Source organism: Chitinophaga sedimenti, assembly GCF_023156195.1.
Classification (GTDB): Bacteria; Bacteroidota; Bacteroidia; order Chitinophagales; family Chitinophagaceae; genus Chitinophaga; species Chitinophaga sedimenti.
Genome location: NZ_JAKUKA010000001.1, coordinates 4,191,654 through 4,208,206, shown reverse-complemented (window position 1 = coordinate 4,208,206; position 16,553 = coordinate 4,191,654). Strand labels below are relative to the sequence as shown.

Below are 16,553 nucleotides of genomic sequence, written 5' to 3'. Positions count from 1 at the left end.
ACGATCCTCTTTTTTCAAAATTTCTTTTTCCGCCAATGACTTTACCTTTGCGCAAAAAAACAGGCATGGTATATAAGGTGATCGGTTTAATGTCCGGCAGCTCGCTCGATGGGCTGGACATCGTTTTTGCAGAGTTAACGGAAGTCAGGGGGCAGTGGACGTACGCCATTGTGGCGGCCGATTGCAAACCCTACACCGCCGAATGGCTCGGGAAACTTGCCGGCGCCCCGCAATTATCCGCTAAAGAATACCTGTTGCTGCACAGCGCCTACGGGCACTACCTGGGCGAGCAGGTGAATGATTTTATTCAGCAACATCAACTGGACCACCAGGTGCATTTTATTGCATCGCACGGCCACACCGTGTTTCACGCTCCCGCAGAGCGTATGACCGCCCAGATTGGCGATGGCGCTGCAATCAGTGCGGTTACCAACTTGCCGGTAATCAGCGACCTTCGCGCGATGGATGTGGCATTGGGCGGACAAGGGGCGCCTATTGTACCGATTGGCGAAAAGCTTTTGCTGCCGGGCTTCTCGGGTTGGCTTAACCTCGGCGGCATCGCGAATATTTCTGCGGAAACAGCCGCCGGTAAATTTGTGGCATTTGATATTTGTCCCGCTAATCGTGTGCTGAACACGTTGTCGCAGCAGCTGGGCCGCGAATACGACGAAAACGGCGTCCTGGCGTCCAACGGTATTGTGGACGAAGCGTTGCTTGCACGACTTAACGCCTTGCCATATTACGGGCAAAATTTCCCTAAGTCGCTGGCTAACGAATTCGGAACCGACATTGTGCTGCCAATCATCCGCGAGCACAGTATTTCAATCCAGGGTAAACTACGCACGTACGTAGAGCACGTGGCGCAGCAGGTATATGAAGCGATCCTGAAAATTCATCCGGGTATTACGCCCACGGTGCCGGCCAGGAAACTCCCGGTAACGGGCGGTGGCGCATTCAATACGTTTCTCGTGCAGCGAATTCATGACAAATTGGAGCAACTGGGTATCGATGTGGTGGTGCCGGACGAGCAAACGGTGGCTTACAAAGAAGCGATTATTATGGCCTTAATCGGCGCATTGCGTTGGAGGCAGGAAGAAAATGTGTTATCGTCTGTAACCGGCGCTTCGCGCAACAGCGTTGGTGGAGCGTTGTGGATGGGCCAAGCGTAAATAAAAATATCAACATTAAAAAGACGCCCGGGCACATGCCCGGGCGTCTTTCATTTTAATAGCACTTCGGTGAAGGAAAACGTATCACCATCAAATAACCCCAGGTCGCTGAGTTTGAGATGTGGGATGACCAGCAACGCCATAAACGATAATGTCATGAAAGGCGCCTCCAGCGTGCTGCCCAGGGCTTTTGCCGCAGCATCCACTTCGCTGTACCTGCGTGCTACTTCGTAGCCGTCGAGTGGGCTCATCAAGCCAGCTACCGGTAAAGGTAAAGTTTGGGAAGATGTGTTTAATGTCACCGTAACGCCGCCCTGGTGGCGGATAATTTCGTTCACAGCGTCGCAGATATCTTCGTCGCTCACCCCCACCACGATAATATTATGGCTGTCGTGCGCCACCGACGAGGCGATCGCGCCTTCCTGCAAGCCAAAGTTGCGGATGAAGCCGATGGCTGCCGGCGCTTCTTTGTAACGGTTCACCACGGCGATTTTCAATACGTCGTGCGCCACATCTGTCGTGACGAAGTTATTGATGACAGGCAGTTCGGCGGTGATAGTATTGGTGATCAGTTGCCCGTCGAGTGCTTCTATCACTTTTACAGTAACGTAATCGCCCGCGTCTGGTGGTGCGGGAATGCGAAACTCCGACGGCTTCCAGTGCCGGCCATGGAAGTAATTTACGGGCTCCGAAGGTATGCTGGGGATGAGTGTTTGCCCACCCTCCGCTACTTGCTGTCCATTGATATAAGTAGCCTGCACTGTAAAGTTTTGCAGATCATCCACGACGATAAAGTCAGCCGGATCGCCGATCTGCAACAATCCTACATCCAGTTTATAATGTTGAACGGGATTGATGCAGGCCACCTGTAATACTTTGTACACGTCAATTCCCTTTGCCAATGCGCGTTTCACGAGTACGTCGATATGTCCCTCCACGAGGTTGTCCGGGTGTTTATCGTCACTGCAAAACATCATGTTCGCATAGTGCTCGTCCAACAAAGGTGCCAGCGCTTCAAAATTGCGCGCCGCACTGCCTTCGCGGATCAATATCTTCATGCCGTATTGCAGTTTGTCCAACGCTTCTTCCGCCGTAAAACATTCATGGTCCGTGCTGATGCCGGCTGCAATATACCGGCGTGCATCGTCACCCCGAAGTCCGGGCGCATGCCCATCTACAGGCTTCCCATACTTTTTCGCGGAAGCTATTTTTTGCATCACTTCCGGGTCTTGCATCAAAACGCCGGGGAAATTCATCATTTCAGAAAGATACACTACGTCGGGTCTTTGCAGCAGCTGGTCTACATCTTCCGCTGTAACCGCCGCCCCCGCAGTTTCAAACACCGTTGCCGGTACGCACGACGGAGCTCCGAACCAGAATTTGAAAGGCGCCTGTTTGCCATTGTCCAGCATATATTCTACACCTTTCACACCCAGCACGTTCGCAATTTCATGCGGGTCGGACACCGTGGCTACGGTACCATGCACCACGGCCAGCCGCGCAAATTCAGAAGGAATTAACATAGAACTTTCCACATGCACATGTGCATCTATAAAGCCCGGCAACACATAGCCTGTGGCGGTTTCCGCAGCCGTAATACTGCGGATGCGGCCGTTTTCAACGGCGATGTGAGCGGGCCAGGTACGTTTGCCCGGAATGTCGACCAGGTTGGCCGTCAGCGTAAATGTGTTCATTCCGTAAATCTAATGGTTTTACGTATCTTTAGTTGACAGGTATCAACTACAAATATTCACCATTCTTAAACTGCATTTATGAGAGCTTTAAAGATGTTAGCCCTTTCACTGGTTACGCTCACCGTAATAACCAGCGCGAAGGCACAGACCGCCGAAGAAATCGTACAAAAACACATCGACGCCATGGGCGGCGCAGAAAAATCAAAACCCTCAACAGCGTTTACTCCGAAGGCAGCATGGAGGTTCCCGGCGCCGAACTGCCAATGAAACTTTACCAGATCAACAATAAAGCGATGCGCCTGCAATTCGAGTATAATGGCGAAGAAAACATCCAGTTTGTCACTTCCGATTTTGGCTGGATGCTGATGCCGGTTCAGCAGATGTCTTCGCCCGTTGATCTCCCCGCCGACCAGCACAAACTTGCCAAACGTGGATTGGCATTGGGTGGAGAGCTGGTCAATTACAAAGAACTCAATAAAAAGCTGGAGCTGGTAGGCAAAGAAACCACCGGCGGACAACAGACCTACAAATTAAAACTCACGGACGCGGAGGGGTTGTCCACTACCATGCTGATCGACGCTACCACCTATTATATGGTACACAGTGAAGCCGATCTGAAAGTGAGCGGGCAGAGCGTTACTATCAAGACCAGCATGAGTGATTTTAAAAAGACGCCTGAAGGGTATGTATTTCCCTACTCGATGGTACAGGAAAGCGTTGGTCCGCCCATCACCTTTAAACTGACTAAAATTGAAGTAAATAAACCGATCGACGAAGCGCTTTTCAAAAAGCCGTCCTGATTGGTAAAACTTTAACACAGGCCTGCTGATACAGTGGGCCATTTTTTTATACATTTACAGAAACACGACCGAATGAATTTATTAAAATCCCTGTCCTTTGCGGCCTGCCTGTTTGTTAGCGGCAGTGTAATGGCACAGACAGCAGACCAGATTATCGCCAGTCATAAAAAGGCTATGGGCGGCGAAAAGATCTATGATAACATTAAAACACTTTATACCGAAGGTACCATCGGCACGATGGGCATGGATTTGCCAATGAAGGTGTATACAAAGAACAAGGAGTCATTACGTATCGAGTTTGAAGTGATGGGCGCCAAAAACATTCAGGCGATCCATAAAACAACCGGCTGGATGCTGATGCCGATCATGGGGATGTCCGAGCCGCAGGACCTGCCGGCTGATAAACTGGACGAACTGTTGAAACAAACTGATTTGTCCACAGACCTGTTCAACTATGCCGAAAAAGGCTGGAAAGTGACGCTGCTTGGCAAAGAAAGTAATGGCGGGCAGGATGAATTCAAACTGCACCTGGAAAAAGCGTCAGGCGCTAAAATGGACCTGTACGTGGATGCACATACCTATTACATCAACAAAATAGATATCGATGCGAACGTAGAGGGACAGGACGTGGCCACAACGCTGAAGATGTCTGACTATCACAAAACACCGGAAGGACTGGTGGTGCCGTATACCCTGGAGCAGGGAGAGATGGCTACGATCAAACTCACGAAAGTGGAAGTGAATAAACCATTGGACGACGCGCTATTTAAGAAGCCCGCAAAATAAAACAGGGAGGCCGGTATATGCCGGCCTTTTTTATTTGTACAACTTTGTCATCGCTTTTGCTTCTTCCGCTATGCGCTGCACCAATGTTGCAGGCTGCAGCACTTTCACGTTCGCCCCGTAACTCAGCAGCAGCATCAGTAATTCGTGATTCACCACGATATTTAACGTTACCCGGCATTCCTGCTCATTATCGATGGTGGTTTGCTGTGTGGGGTGCAGCGGCTGCGACTTCACATATTTTCCCTGTAAGGGAGTAAACGACAGCTCTATCTGTTCCGGCTCCCCGCCCGGCACCGTAATACCGATGGCATGCTGGAAATAAGAGGCATCATCAAAATTCTTTTTGTCGAAGTGCTTATTGGTGGGCCATATATCAACCATACGGTCCAGTGCGAACGTCAGCAGTGCGCCGTCCTCTTTCGCTTTCTGGCTTTTGCCGATCAAATAAAAACGGTGCTGGTACTCGCGTACGTGGTAGGGTTCCACCCAGTGTTCCTTGGGTTCGTTGCGACCAAAACTCTGGTACGCAATACGGATCACTTCCAGGTTTTTGATCGCGTCCACGATGGTGGCAATGTGTTCCGCTCCTTTGTACTGGTTGGTCCGGCTGAATTTGATCATGCCCTGATTCTCCGGGCTTCCCGGTTCATTTTAAGGCCGGCGGCAATCTTGAGGATGGCGTCCTCAAACTGCTGGATCACTGGCAGGCTGCGGAACTGTTCCAGATGCCGATGGCGATTTCCAGCCCCTGCAGGTCGGCTTCGTCGATCGGGATGCTGTTGATGGAGAAGTTTTCATCCGTATAATGATAGGCCTTGGTTTTACGATCGTACTCGATCGGGGCCATATAATTCAGCTCCCTGTCACTGCGCATGTCCTGTATATCTTTCTGCATGGTGCGCATGGAGATATCCGTATCCATTTTATCGGACACGTATTTAATGAGGTCTTCCAGGGTGGGCCTGGGTTGGCGCTTGTTGCGCAGGCGCTCGTCGATCCATCTGTATCGGGAAAGGGCGTCCTTGTTTTTAGGCATACAGGCTAAAATTAGTCGCGCTAAAAATAAGGCAATTCTCCGGGGAGGAAACTTTTTCAGCATTTTTTTGATGATAAATCACCACGCAAATCCTGTGCGTAATGACCTTATACTTTTGTAGTGTTATTAATCGATATGAATATGAAAAAGGTAACTACACAAACAGCGAGGATCCAGAAGCAGCGGCCATCTCTGTAGGCCAGATCATACTTGACAACTCCCACTATCTCACGATCTGGGGTTACCTGAAACAGCCGAAGGCTGGAAGCGTTGCGACTTCGTAACCAACTACGAGGTACTCAACAACATGTTCCGCGCCATGGAAGAAAAGAGTGAAGCCATGCAAATGGCCATCGTTCAGAAACTGGAGCAAATGCAGGACGGTCCTGAACTGATCGACCTGGAAGCACAGTTTGGCGCGCCCGTGGTATTTGATAACATCCGCTTCAGCCTGTCTAAGCCGCACTACACGCGCCAGGACGAATGGGTGGATTATGTAAATGAGCATTGTTTCTACATCGATAATGCCGAGGTACTGCCTGCGCCTGCCGCTCCCTATACCGAAGAAATCGGCAATTGCATGAGCCAGCTCGCTCAATGCTACCGGATTTACCTCGGTTACCTCGAACTGGAATTTGACGACCTGTATGCCCGTAAAGAGGCAGAACTGGCCGACGACGTAAAATATACCCTGGCATACTACGCCTGGAAACAGGAAAGTATCTAATCGTTCTATCAATACGACTGGTGATAAATCAGCAACGAATTAAAAATTAGTGACATGATTGCGGTGCGTGGCATTGTTCGTTACCCTCAAATGCCCTTTGTTTGTTACCCATGAAGCCCTCTAAAACCCCACGCCCGCAATCATCAGCTTATTCGGCTCCGGACGAAACGATGAACATACCCCAAAATTCTTCTTTTTTACTGCTACATAGTCCGGGGCCGTTTTTTTGATCACGTTGGGGTGAATGGCCCCTAAAAATATTGGCCATAATCCCCCTTTTTTGGAGGTGAAATCGCCCGGAAACCCTTAACAGGCAAGGAGTGGTTCGCTGAACTGCAATATCATGGCCCCATTCATCAAAAAAAGCCAAAAAAAGTGCCATAAGTCTATAATATTTATAGGAAATCGGTATTTTTGAAACCGTAAAACTGATATGATCATGAGTTTAAGGTTAGGTGATATAGCTCCAAATTTCAAGGCTCAAACCACGCAAGGCGAAATAGACTTCTACAATTACCTCGGTGACTCCTGGGGTATCCTGTTCTCTCACCCTGCCGATTTTACGCCGGTTTGTACAACTGAATTAGGAAAAACGGCTTTGCTGAACGGTGAATTCGAGAAACGTAATGTGAAAGTACTGGCACTAAGTGTAGATCCTTTAGACAAACATAATCAGTGGGTAGGTGATATTAACGAGACACAGCACTGTAACGTTACCTTCCCGATCATTGCGGACGAAGACCGCACCGTGGCTAATCTCTACGGTATGATCCACCCGAACGCTTCAGAAACATTTACGGTACGTTCGCTGTTCGTGATCGGCCCGGATAAAAAGTAAAGCTGACGCTCACGTACCCGGCTTCAACCGGCAGGAATTTTGTAGAAGTACTGCGCGTGATTGACAGCCTGCAGCTGACCGCCAAGTACAGCGTAGCCACACCGGCTGACTGGAAAGATGGTGAAGATGTAATCGTTGTGCCGTCGGTTCCTACGGACGAAATTCCGAGCCGCTTCCCGAAAGGGCACAAAATCATCAAACCTTACCTGAGAACAACACCTCAGCCGAATAAATAAGGTTTGCAAAACTTAAAAGCGTAAGCTAAATATACTGGGGTAACTCCCTGAATTGTTTTTTTAATGGTTGGTTTTTGATTTTACGAAACGGGGATTTTTCCCCGTTTTTTTATGCCTTATGTTTTCGTAATTGTTGCAGTACCGCCTGCATATCTTTCGACAGCGGGGCTTCCAGGGTCATCTTCTGACCGTGCATATCTGTAAAGTGCAGCTGGAACGCGTGCAGGGCAAGGCGGCTCAATAACGGACGTTCTTCTTCCGTATGTTTTCCCAGTTTGAACTTCTTTTTGATCGCCGATAATTTAACCGGCGTGGCTGTTCCGTATAGTTCGTCCACTGCAATCGGATGGCCCAGGTACTTCATGTGTACGCGGATCTGGTGCGTGCGGCCGGTATGCAGCTGTAGTTTAACCAGACTGTAAAGGCTGAAGTTTTCCAATACCTCATAGTCTGTAAGCGACGGGCGTCCTTTGGCGTTGGTTACCATTTTACCTTTCTGTACAGGATGGTCCATGATCGGCTGGTCTACGCTCCCCTTTTCATTAGGCAACTCGCCATTGATCAGTCCCAGGTAATATTTCTGTACACCGCGGGATTCAAACAGCTGCGACAGATACTTGTGCGCCGCTTCGTGTTTCGCAAACAGTATCAACCCGCTGGTATCGCGGTCCAGGCGGTGTACCGTGAAAATTTGCCCGTACTTCTTTTTCAACAAGCCTTGTAAGGAAGCCAGTTCATTGTCGTGCCTGTCCGGGATGGTAAGCAGGCCGGAGGGTTTGTTAAGCGCTACTAAATCATCGTTTTCAAACAGGATGATGTCTTCTATTCGCATATGGAATCTGTATGTAAAAAACAGTCCCGGTGTGGCCGGGACTGTACGATCGTTATTTAAAATGTTTCAGCAAGATCACTTCCTTCTCTGTCAGGAAGCGCCATTTGCCGCGGTTGACGTTCTTTTTAGTAAGACCCGCATACATCACACGGTCCAGTTTCTCCACCTTGTATTCCGTGTGTTCGAAAATACGTCGCACGATACGGTTTTTACCGCTGTGGATCTCAATCCCGATCTGGGTTTTGTCTTTGTTATCTACATAACCCAGTGCATCAACACCCGCTACGCCGTCTTCCAGCTCCACGCCGTTCATGATTTTCTCGAAATCGGCTTTGGTCAACGGTTTGTCGAGGCCAACGTGGTATATCTTCTTGATGTTGTGCTTAGGATGCGCCAGTTTTTGCGCCAGGTCACCATCGTTGGTGAGCAGCAGCAAACCGGAGGTGTTGCGGTCCAGGCGACCTACCGGGAACACGCGTTCGTCAGTAGCATCCGCAACCAGTTCCATTACGGTCTGGCGGCCTTCCGGATCGTCAGTGGTGGTGATATAACCTTTCGGTTTGTTCAGCAACACGTACACCAGGTTTTTAGAGATCGTCAGCTTTTTATCGTTCAGCTTTACGAGGTCTTTCGGCGTTACTTTGGTCGCTGGCTCCAGTACCTGTACGCCGTTTACAGTAACCTTACCGTCTTTGATATAATCTACGGCTTTCCTGCGGGAGCAAAGGCCGGAGTGTGCGAGGTACTTGTTCAGCGGCATTTCGTCGCTGGCTTCTTTAGCACTTTTATCTTTTACTTCGATGCGTTTGCGGCCGGGCCTGCGATCTTCTTCTGTTTTCTTTTTGCGATGGATAGATGCGCGGGTTTGTGCACCTTCGGGACGGCGGCCTTTTTCGGCTTTCTCTCCTTCTTTGGTGTAAGGAGCGTTATCGGTCCAGTCGTCATCGATGTGTTTGGAAAAATCGGGGAGTTGCTCATGCAGGTCGTCGCGTCGTGGCTTGTCGCTGGCCCAGATGTCCATTCCGTCAAAGAATGATTTGGGTTTCTGATCATCACCTTTACGGCCTTTGCGGTCGCCTTTATCTTTGGAGAATTTCTTGTCTTTATCGAAAGGTTTTTTCTCACGATCGAAGGATTTGCCTTCTTTGTCACCGAACGACTTACGCTCTCTGTCAAACGGTTTCTTCTCGCGGTCGAAGGATTTACCTTCTTTATCGCCAAAAGATTTACGCTCTCTGTCAAACGGTTTTTTCTCGCGATCTCTGTCGCCGAAGGGTTTACGGTCTTTGTCGAAAGACTTGCCTTCTCTGTCGCCAAAGGGTTTGCGATCTTTATCGAAGGGCTTTTTCTCGCGGTCGCCAAAGGGTTTGCGGTCTTTGTCGAACGGCTTCTTCTCACGGTCACCGAAAGGTTTGCGGTCGAAGGATTTTTTTCTTTATCGCCGAAAGGTTTGCGATCGCCTTTGCTGAAAGGCTTCTTATCATCCTGGTTATCGGCGTCAGAATCGCGGAATTGCGGCTTCGGTTTCTTTTCGAATTTCGCAAAAGGCCGCGCAGCATCCGTTTTGCGGGCATCCGACTTGTTTTCCTTAAATGGTGAAAAGCCCTTGCCGGTGCTTTTGGAAGTGCCTGGTTTGTTCTTCTTCATGTGTTTTGTTTAGCATGCTGCATTCCTGCAGTACGGTATATTTTTAAGCATTCTCGCTTTCTTCGAGATGCGGTTGCGTGTCCTTATTGGCCAGCTGTCCGCAAGCGGCGTCAATGTCTTTACCACGGCTGCGGCGCAAACGCGCGTTCACGCGGTTTTTGCCAAGGTATTCCATAAACCGCTGCGTAGTTTCTGCCGAAGGCTTCTGGAACCGTGCATTGTCAATCGGGTTGTACTCGATGATGTTCACGAGGTCCACCGGCACCTGGCGGTAAATCTTTATAAGCTCGTCCGCATCCTTCAGCGAGTCGTTGAAGTTGTGGAACAGGATATATTCGAAAGAGATTTCATTGTTGGTAGCCTTGTAGAAGTAGTTGAGCGCTTCCACGAGGTTCTTCAGGTTGTTGGTGTCGTTGATGGGCATGATCTCGCTACGCTTCTGGTCGTTTGCCGCGTGCAGCGACAGCGCCAGGTTAAAGCGCACCTGGTCATCGCCCAGCTGCCTGATCATTTTTGCTACGCCGGCTGTAGAAACGGTAATACGGCGCGGCGACATCGCCAAACCATCGGGAGAAGTAATTTTCTCGATGGATTTAAGAACGTTTTTATAGTTCAGTAACGGCTCACCCATACCCATGTACACGATATTGGTGAGTTTTTTACCGGAAGATTCCGGGGACTGCTGGTTAAGCAGCGCCACTTCATCATAAATTTCGTCGTAATTGAGGTTGCGGCGGAGCTTCATGTAGCCGGTAGCGCAGAATTTACAACTCAGGCTGCAGCCTACCTGGGAAGATACACAGGCGGTCTGGCGGCTTTCGGTGGGGATCAGTACGCCTTCCACCAGCTCATTATCTGCCGTTTTGAAGCGCGTTTTGATGGTGCCATCGGAGCTTTGCTGCGTTACATCGATTTTGATCGCCGGGAGCTCGAAGTGCTCTTCGAGTGTGGTGCGTAACTGCTTGGAAATGTTGGACATGGATTCGAAATTTCGGGCATGGCGCAGCCACAACCACTCATACACCTGTTTGGCGCGGAATGGTTTTTCGTTGATCTTTACAAAGTATTCCTGTAACTGCTGCAGGCTCAGCTCGCGTATATTTTGCTTCCTCATTTCGCTGCAAAGGTAGGTGTAAAAAAGCAATATCCGGTCAACGGCGTGTTAATACAAATGTAATCTTTAATTAACGCTGTGTTGGTTAAGATGCTGATTTATAGATTGTTACTCCCTTTTGTCATGTTTTGCCGGGAAATCCTACCTTTAATGCCATGTTACGAAAAACTGCATACATCGCCGACGCCGTACGTTCGCCCATAGGTCGTTACGGCGGCACGCTCAGCACTATACGGCCCGACGATCTCCTCGCGCTGATGCTTACCAGCCTTATGAAACGCAATCCCGGCCTGGATCCCGCTGCAATTGAAGATGTAATTGCCGGCGCTACCAACCAGGCTGGCGAAGATAACCGCGATGTGGCCCGCATGGCTGCGCTGCTCGCTGGCTTTCCGGTAACGGTAGCCGGCAACACTGTTAACCGCCTTTGTGCCTCCGGACTGCAGGCCATTATGGATGCGGCCCGTGGTGTGATGTGCGGGGATGGCGAGGTGTACATTGCCGGCGGCGTAGAAAGCATGACCCGCGCGCCTTTTGTGATGGCCAAAGCCGAAGGCGCCTTCAGCCGGCATACGGAAGTGCACGACTCGACCATCGGCTGGCGTTTTACCAACAAGAAGCTCGCTGCCATGTATCATCCCTATTCCATGGGCGAAACCGCTGAAAATATCGCCAGCCGCTGGCAGATCAGCCGCGAAGCGCAGGATGCCTTCGCCTTAAGCAGCCAGGAAAAATATAAAGCCGCGCTGCTGGCCGGTAAGTGGGAAGATGAAATTATCCCGGTTACGATTACGCCGAATAAACAGGACCAGGTCATTTTTTCTAAAGATGAATATCCCCGCGATACATCGCTGGAAAAGCTCGCCGGGCTGAAACCTGCGTTCCTGAAAGATGGTTCGGTAACGGCAGGTAACTCCGCTGGTATCAACGACGGGGCTTCGGCAGTACTGGTTGTTTCGGAAGAAGCGCTGAAAACATTTAACCTGCGGCCCCTGGCGCGTATCAGCTCCATGGCGGTGGCAGGTGTAGATCCCGCGATTATGGGCATAGGCCCGGTACCGGCTACGCAGAAAGCATTGCAGCGCGCAGGTATTGGCGTAAATGACCTCGATCTGATCGAGTTGAACGAGGCGTTTGCCGTGCAGGCGCTGGCCTGCATTCATGAGTTGCAGCTGGATGAGCAAAAGATCAACCGGAATGGCGGCAGCATAGCCATTGGGCATCCGTTGGGTTGCAGCGGTGCGCGGATCGTTACAACGTTATTGCATGAAATGAAAAGGCATCAGCATGTAAAGCGGGGACTGGCAACCATGTGTGTGGGAGTGGGACAGGGCGCGGCGATGGTGTTCGAGAAGGTGTAAAAATAACGAGCGGTCGGATTTGCATCAGGCCGCCCGTTGATGGCAAGCAAAAAGGGTTTTACAAACAAATCTGTTTCTCCGTCATCATTTTGCGGAGGTTTATCAGGCCGTAGCGCATACGACCCAACGCAGTATTGATACTAACCTGGGTAAGGTCAGCAATTTCTTTAAAGCTCAATTCGGCATAGTGACGCAGGATAATTACTTCGCGTTGCTCTTCCGGCAGCAGGTCCAGCATTTTGCGAACGCTGTCGTGGCTTTGGCGCGTGATCATTTTTTCCTCCGCGCTGGACTCCGAAAAGCTCAGTACATTGAAGATATCTTTATCGTCGCTGGTTTTAATCAGCGGCGTACGTTTGATTTTGCGGAAATGGTCCACACAGAGGTTGTGCGCAATACGCATGGCCCATGGGAGAAACTTACCTTTTTCAGTATAGCGTCCTGCACGAATGGTATCGATTACTTTAATGAAGGTATCCTGGAAAATATCTTCTGCCAGGAATGCATCTTTCACGAGCAATACTATAGAGGTGTAAAGTTTGTCTTTGTGCCTGTAAACCAGTTCTTCAAGAGCGGAGGAGTGCCCTTTCTTGAACAGTGTGATGAGTTGTTCGTCGTTGAGTTTGTACATTACTTGCATAAACATTCTACCAAATAGCGGTTATAAAATAAGTACAGGACCGTAACAGTCTGTAGGTAAAGTATAAGAGTTTTGAGTAGAGGTTTATGCTATAATCGTACTATTTACAGGTTTGAGTAATAAATTATGGTCAATGCAAATATAAAGGAATTGTTGAATAAAACAAGAACGACCTATAAAATTCGGCCCGTTGTAGAACAAAATGACACAAAAATATCATAAACAGGCTACCATAGCGGGCACTGGAGCAGCTACGGCCGCGCCTGGCGGCTGCCTTACAGCAGGGCTTATTGGCACATCATCCTAAGACCATCCTAAGTGCATCCTAACTGAATGGTAACTGAAGCCATAGTGTTTTAGTGCTAATTAGCTACATTTTAGTTACAATTAGTTACGATCCTCCCGATATTCTCTTGGGATACAGCAGGAAAAAAATGGTCAAAATGAGCTGCCGGCAACACACAGCAGAGGATGCTATCGCCGGTGATCAAATGGAATGAAAATCGAACTAAAAAGGAGGTGATTTCGGGAGCCGAACAATCCTTACATTTGTATTTCTATGCGTACAAAAGTTAAGACCCAGGAGAAAAATACTGAAGATGAGGTAGTTAGTCCGCAGGACCATATTTTTATCAAAGGAGCGCGCACGCACAATTTGAAAAATGTGACTGTTTCGATCCCCGGAGCAAGCTGGTAGTTGTTACCGGCGTATCGGGCTCCGGAAAGTCCTCACTTACCATGGACACCCTGTTCGCTGAAGGCCAGCGTCGTTACGCCGAAAGTCTGAGCGCCTATGCGCGCCAGTTCCTGATGCGTATGAACAAGCCCGATGTGGATTACATTAAGGGGATTTGTCCTGCTATTGCGATCGAGCAGAAAGTGATTACCCGCACACCACGCTCGACCGTAGGTTCCATGACCGAAATTTACGATTACCTGCGCCTCCTGTTTGCCAGGGCGGGCAAAACATATAGCCCCATTTCGGGCGATCTGGTGAAAAACACGAGGTGGCCGATGTGGTGGATTTCATCAGCAAACTGAAGGAAGGCAGCAAAGTGCACATCATTGTACCATTTCCGCATCATGCGAAACGGGAAGTGAGCGAGGAGCTGAATATCCTGATGCAGAAAGGCTTTTCGCGCTTGTACCTTCCCGGAAAAGGCCTGCAGCGTATTGAAGAACTGATGGAAGAAAAGAAGCCGAAAGTGGCAAAGGATGCTTTTGTGCTGATCGACCGTATCGTCGTGCGCAATTTCGACGACGATGAAAAACATCGCATTGCGGACAGTGTGCAAACGGCTTTTTATGAAAGTGAGGGCGAATGCCATTTAGAGGTGGATGGTGAGTTGCAGCCGCATTTTTCTAATCGTTATGAATTAGATGGCATGCAGTTCGAAGAGCCGGTGCCCAATTTGTTTTCGTTTAATAATCCGTATGGTGCATGTCCGACCTGTGAAGGTTTCGGGCAGGTATTAGGGATCGATGCGGACCTGGTTATTCCGGATAAACGCCTGAGCGTATTCGAAAATGCGATTGCGCCCTGGCGTGGGGAAAAGATGGGGGAGTATAAAGAAGCGCTGATCAAAGTAGCGCGGAAATTCGGTTTCCCGGTGCATAAACCTATTTCGGAACTGACAGACGAACAGTACCAGGTATTGTGGACAGGCAACGAGCATTTTTACGGGTTGAACGAGTTCTTCAAGATGGTGGAACAAAACCTGTATAAAGTGCAGTATCGTGTGCTGCAGGCGCGTTATCGCGGACGAACGATTTGTCCCACCTGTAACGGCGCCCGTTTGCGTAAAGAGGCGTTGTATGTAAAAGTGGGCGGAACGGATATTTCCCGCCTGGTGGAGATGCCGGTGGAGAAGCTGAAGGTTTGGTTCGATAGCATCGAATTGAGTGCATACGAACAACAGGTGTCCAAACGCATCATGATTGAAATCAATCACCGGTTAAAAACTTTACTGGACGTGGGTTTAGGATATCTTACCCTGAATCGTGTGGCGAATACATTGAGCGGTGGCGAAAGTCAGCGTATTCAACTTACGCGTACGCTGGGTTCTAACCTTACCAACTCACTTTACATCCTGGATGAGCCCAGTATTGGTTTGCATGCGCGCGATACACTGCGGTTGATTGGTGTGCTGAAAGAGCTGCGTGACCTCGGTAATACGGTGGTCGTAGTAGAGCATGACGAGCAGCTGATGGAAGAAGCGGATTATATTATTGATATGGGGCCGCTGGCAAGCCATTTAGGCGGTGAAGTGATTTTTGCAGGTACTTACGAGCAGATTTTGAAAGATCCGAAAAGCCTTACCGGCCGCTACCTGAGCAGTGCATTGCAGATTGAACCGCCGCAGCAGTTACGGAAGGCGAAGCAGTTTATAGAGGTGGAAGGGGCGCGTCAGCACAATCTGAAGAATATTGATGTGAAGTTTCCGCTGGGTGTATTGTGTGTGGTGAGCGGTGTGAGCGGATCGGGCAAAACCACCCTGGTGAAACAGATCCTGTATCCCGCCCTGATGAAAATGAAAGGCGAGTTTACAGACCGTGTAGGACAACACCGCGCGATTAAAGGCGCCGTGGATGATGTGACGCAGGTGGAAATGATCGACCAGAACCCGATCGGTAAATCATCCCGTTCAAACCCGGTTACATACATCAAGGCTTACGACGAGATTCGTGACCTGTATGCGAAGCAGCCGGTAAGTAAAATGCGCGGTTTCCAGCCGAAACATTTTTCTTTTAACGTTGATGGCGGTCGTTGCGATACCTGTAAAGGTGAGGGCGAAGTGATCGTGGAAATGCAGTTCCTGGCCGATGTGCATCTGCAGTGTGAAAGCTGTGGTGGTAAAAGATTTAAGGAAGAAGTACTGGAAGTAACCTATAAAGGCAAAAATATTTACGATGTGCTGGAGATGGGGGTGGATGATGCGATTGAGTTCTTTAAAGATGACAAGGATGTGGTGAATAAAATTCGTCCGCTGAGTGATGTGGGGCTGGGTTATGTGAAGCTGGGACAATCGTCGGATACCCTGAGCGGTGGCGAGGCGCAGCGTGTGAAACTGGCATCGTTCCTGGGCAAAGGCAAGGCGCAGGGGCATATCCTGTTTATCTTCGATGAACCCACTACCGGTTTGCATTTTCATGATATTAAAAAGCTGTTGAACTCCTTCCATGCGCTGATTGAACAGGGGCACTCGATCCTGGTTATTGAACATAATATGGACGTGATTAAATCGGCGGACTGGTTAATTGACCTGGGGCCTGAAGGTGGGGAAGGTGGCGGTAACCTGTTGTATGCGGGTGTGCCCGAAGGGTTGAAAAAGGTAAAGGAGAGTTATACGGGTAAGTTTTTGTAATAAATCTGTAAATAATTGACGGCGTGCGGTGTATACACCGCACGCTTTTTTATGTGCATATCGTACGGTAAATTCGTTGGTGAGGTCCTATGGTATTGGAGATTGACTTGGCAAAAAATGTAAATTTCTGTATATTGCATATGCGTATAATGGAGGTGGCTACCGGGATGGAGCATGCTGTTATTATCGTGCCGGTTGAGGCAAGAGACTTTAAGAGAATAACGGTGCGGCGGTATTTTTTTAGTGGAAGATGTATCCACGGGATAAGGTTTTTAAGTTGTGTTTGGCGGATGGGGAAGATATACTTG

At 49.3% G+C, this 16,553-nt stretch carries 18 protein-coding genes; 11 read left to right on the top strand and 7 right to left on the bottom strand.

Features of this window, described 5'->3' with window-relative positions; genetic code table 11:
• Nucleotides 1-65: 65 nt before the first annotated feature.
• On the top strand, nt 66-1,169 hold the full coding sequence (locus MKQ70_RS23950) for an anhydro-N-acetylmuramic acid kinase (protein ID WP_248074811.1): 1,104 nt from the start codon (nt 66-68) through the stop codon (nt 1,167-1,169).
• A gap of 50 nt (nt 1,170-1,219) precedes the next feature.
• Here the strand turns inward: MKQ70_RS23950 and ade are convergent, their stop codons facing one another.
• The gene (gene ade, locus MKQ70_RS23945; RefSeq protein ID WP_248074810.1) at nt 1,220-2,863 is read right to left on the bottom strand and encodes an adenine deaminase; all 1,644 of its coding nucleotides are present in this window, start codon (nt 2,861-2,863) and stop codon (nt 1,220-1,222) included.
• A 78-nt stretch (nt 2,864-2,941) separates the two neighbouring features.
• On the opposite strand from ade, the gene MKQ70_RS23940 reads away from it, so the two are divergent.
• The 3 genes from MKQ70_RS23940 to MKQ70_RS23930 all read left to right on the top strand — a co-directional run bounded on the left by MKQ70_RS23940 (nt 2,942) and on the right by MKQ70_RS23930 (nt 4,449).
• Nucleotides 2,942-3,130: a hypothetical protein gene (locus MKQ70_RS23940; protein WP_248074809.1), complete on the top strand. Its 189-nt coding sequence runs from the start codon at nt 2,942-2,944 to the stop codon at nt 3,128-3,130.
• Entirely contained in the window at nt 3,100-3,663 is a 564-nt protein-coding gene (locus tag MKQ70_RS23935; protein WP_248074808.1) for a DUF4412 domain-containing protein, read from the top strand. The genes MKQ70_RS23940 and MKQ70_RS23935 overlap by 31 nt, the downstream gene beginning before the upstream one ends.
• Before the next feature lie 72 nt (nt 3,664-3,735).
• Nucleotides 3,736-4,449, top strand: coding sequence for a LolA-like protein (locus MKQ70_RS23930; RefSeq protein ID WP_248074807.1), 714 nt, complete (start codon nt 3,736-3,738; stop codon nt 4,447-4,449).
• A gap of 30 nt (nt 4,450-4,479) precedes the next feature.
• Here the strand turns inward: MKQ70_RS23930 and MKQ70_RS23925 are convergent, their stop codons facing one another.
• Both MKQ70_RS23925 and MKQ70_RS23920 read right to left on the bottom strand, forming a co-directional pair.
• A complete protein-coding gene (locus MKQ70_RS23925) occupies nt 4,480-5,070 on the bottom strand; it encodes a helix-turn-helix transcriptional regulator (RefSeq protein ID WP_248074806.1) in 591 nt (196 codons plus the stop codon).
• A 76-nt stretch (nt 5,071-5,146) separates the two neighbouring features.
• The gene (locus MKQ70_RS23920; protein ID WP_248074805.1) at nt 5,147-5,485 is read right to left on the bottom strand and encodes a hypothetical protein; all 339 of its coding nucleotides are present in this window, start codon (nt 5,483-5,485) and stop codon (nt 5,147-5,149) included.
• A gap of 101 nt (nt 5,486-5,586) precedes the next feature.
• Here MKQ70_RS23920 and MKQ70_RS23915 point away from each other — a divergent pair, with 101 nt between their 5' ends.
• From MKQ70_RS23915 to MKQ70_RS43355, 4 genes are all read left to right on the top strand, one after another.
• Nucleotides 5,587-5,769, top strand: a complete 183-nt coding sequence (locus tag MKQ70_RS23915; protein WP_248074803.1) for a hypothetical protein — start codon at nt 5,587-5,589, stop codon at nt 5,767-5,769.
• A 23-nt stretch (nt 5,770-5,792) separates the two neighbouring features.
• Entirely contained in the window at nt 5,793-6,212 is a 420-nt protein-coding gene (locus MKQ70_RS23910) for a hypothetical protein (RefSeq protein WP_248074801.1), read from the top strand.
• A 439-nt stretch (nt 6,213-6,651) separates the two neighbouring features.
• Nucleotides 6,652-7,050 (top strand): redoxin domain-containing protein, encoded by a 399-nt coding sequence (locus tag MKQ70_RS43360; RefSeq protein ID WP_248074799.1) that lies wholly within the window; start codon nt 6,652-6,654, stop codon nt 7,048-7,050.
• Nucleotides 7,051-7,106: 56 nt separating this feature from the next.
• Complete coding sequence (locus tag MKQ70_RS43355) at nt 7,107-7,286, top strand: thioredoxin domain-containing protein (RefSeq protein ID WP_248074796.1); 180 nt, start codon at nt 7,107-7,109, stop codon at nt 7,284-7,286.
• Nucleotides 7,287-7,395: 109 nt separating this feature from the next.
• Here the strand turns inward: MKQ70_RS43355 and MKQ70_RS23895 are convergent, their stop codons facing one another.
• The 3 genes from MKQ70_RS23895 to rlmN all read right to left on the bottom strand — a co-directional run bounded on the left by MKQ70_RS23895 (nt 7,396) and on the right by rlmN (nt 10,879).
• Entirely contained in the window at nt 7,396-8,118 is a 723-nt protein-coding gene (locus MKQ70_RS23895) for an RluA family pseudouridine synthase (RefSeq protein ID WP_248074794.1), read from the bottom strand.
• A gap of 52 nt (nt 8,119-8,170) precedes the next feature.
• Complete coding sequence (locus MKQ70_RS23890; protein WP_248074793.1) at nt 8,171-9,139, bottom strand: pseudouridine synthase; 969 nt, start codon at nt 9,137-9,139, stop codon at nt 8,171-8,173.
• Between the two features lie 669 nt (nt 9,140-9,808).
• A complete protein-coding gene (gene rlmN, locus MKQ70_RS23885; protein ID WP_248074792.1) occupies nt 9,809-10,879 on the bottom strand; it encodes a dual-specificity RNA methyltransferase RlmN in 1,071 nt (356 codons plus the stop codon).
• Between the two features lie 155 nt (nt 10,880-11,034).
• On the opposite strand from rlmN, the gene MKQ70_RS23880 reads away from it, so the two are divergent.
• A complete protein-coding gene (locus MKQ70_RS23880; protein WP_248074791.1) occupies nt 11,035-12,240 on the top strand; it encodes a thiolase family protein in 1,206 nt (401 codons plus the stop codon).
• Nucleotides 12,241-12,298: 58 nt separating this feature from the next.
• Here MKQ70_RS23880 and MKQ70_RS23875 read toward each other — a convergent pair whose 3' ends face one another.
• Complete coding sequence (locus MKQ70_RS23875) at nt 12,299-12,886, bottom strand: sigma-70 family RNA polymerase sigma factor (RefSeq protein WP_443657567.1); 588 nt, start codon at nt 12,884-12,886, stop codon at nt 12,299-12,301.
• 732 nt (nt 12,887-13,618) lie between these two features.
• Between MKQ70_RS23875 and MKQ70_RS23870 the strand changes: the two genes are divergently transcribed.
• Nucleotides 13,619-13,921, top strand: a complete 303-nt coding sequence (locus MKQ70_RS23870) for a hypothetical protein (RefSeq protein WP_248074790.1) — start codon at nt 13,619-13,621, stop codon at nt 13,919-13,921.
• Nucleotides 13,897-16,245, top strand: a complete 2,349-nt coding sequence (gene uvrA / locus MKQ70_RS23865) for an excinuclease ABC subunit UvrA (protein WP_248074789.1) — start codon at nt 13,897-13,899, stop codon at nt 16,243-16,245. Before MKQ70_RS23870 ends, uvrA begins: the two co-directional genes overlap by 25 nt.
• Nucleotides 16,246-16,553 lie beyond the last annotated feature (308 nt).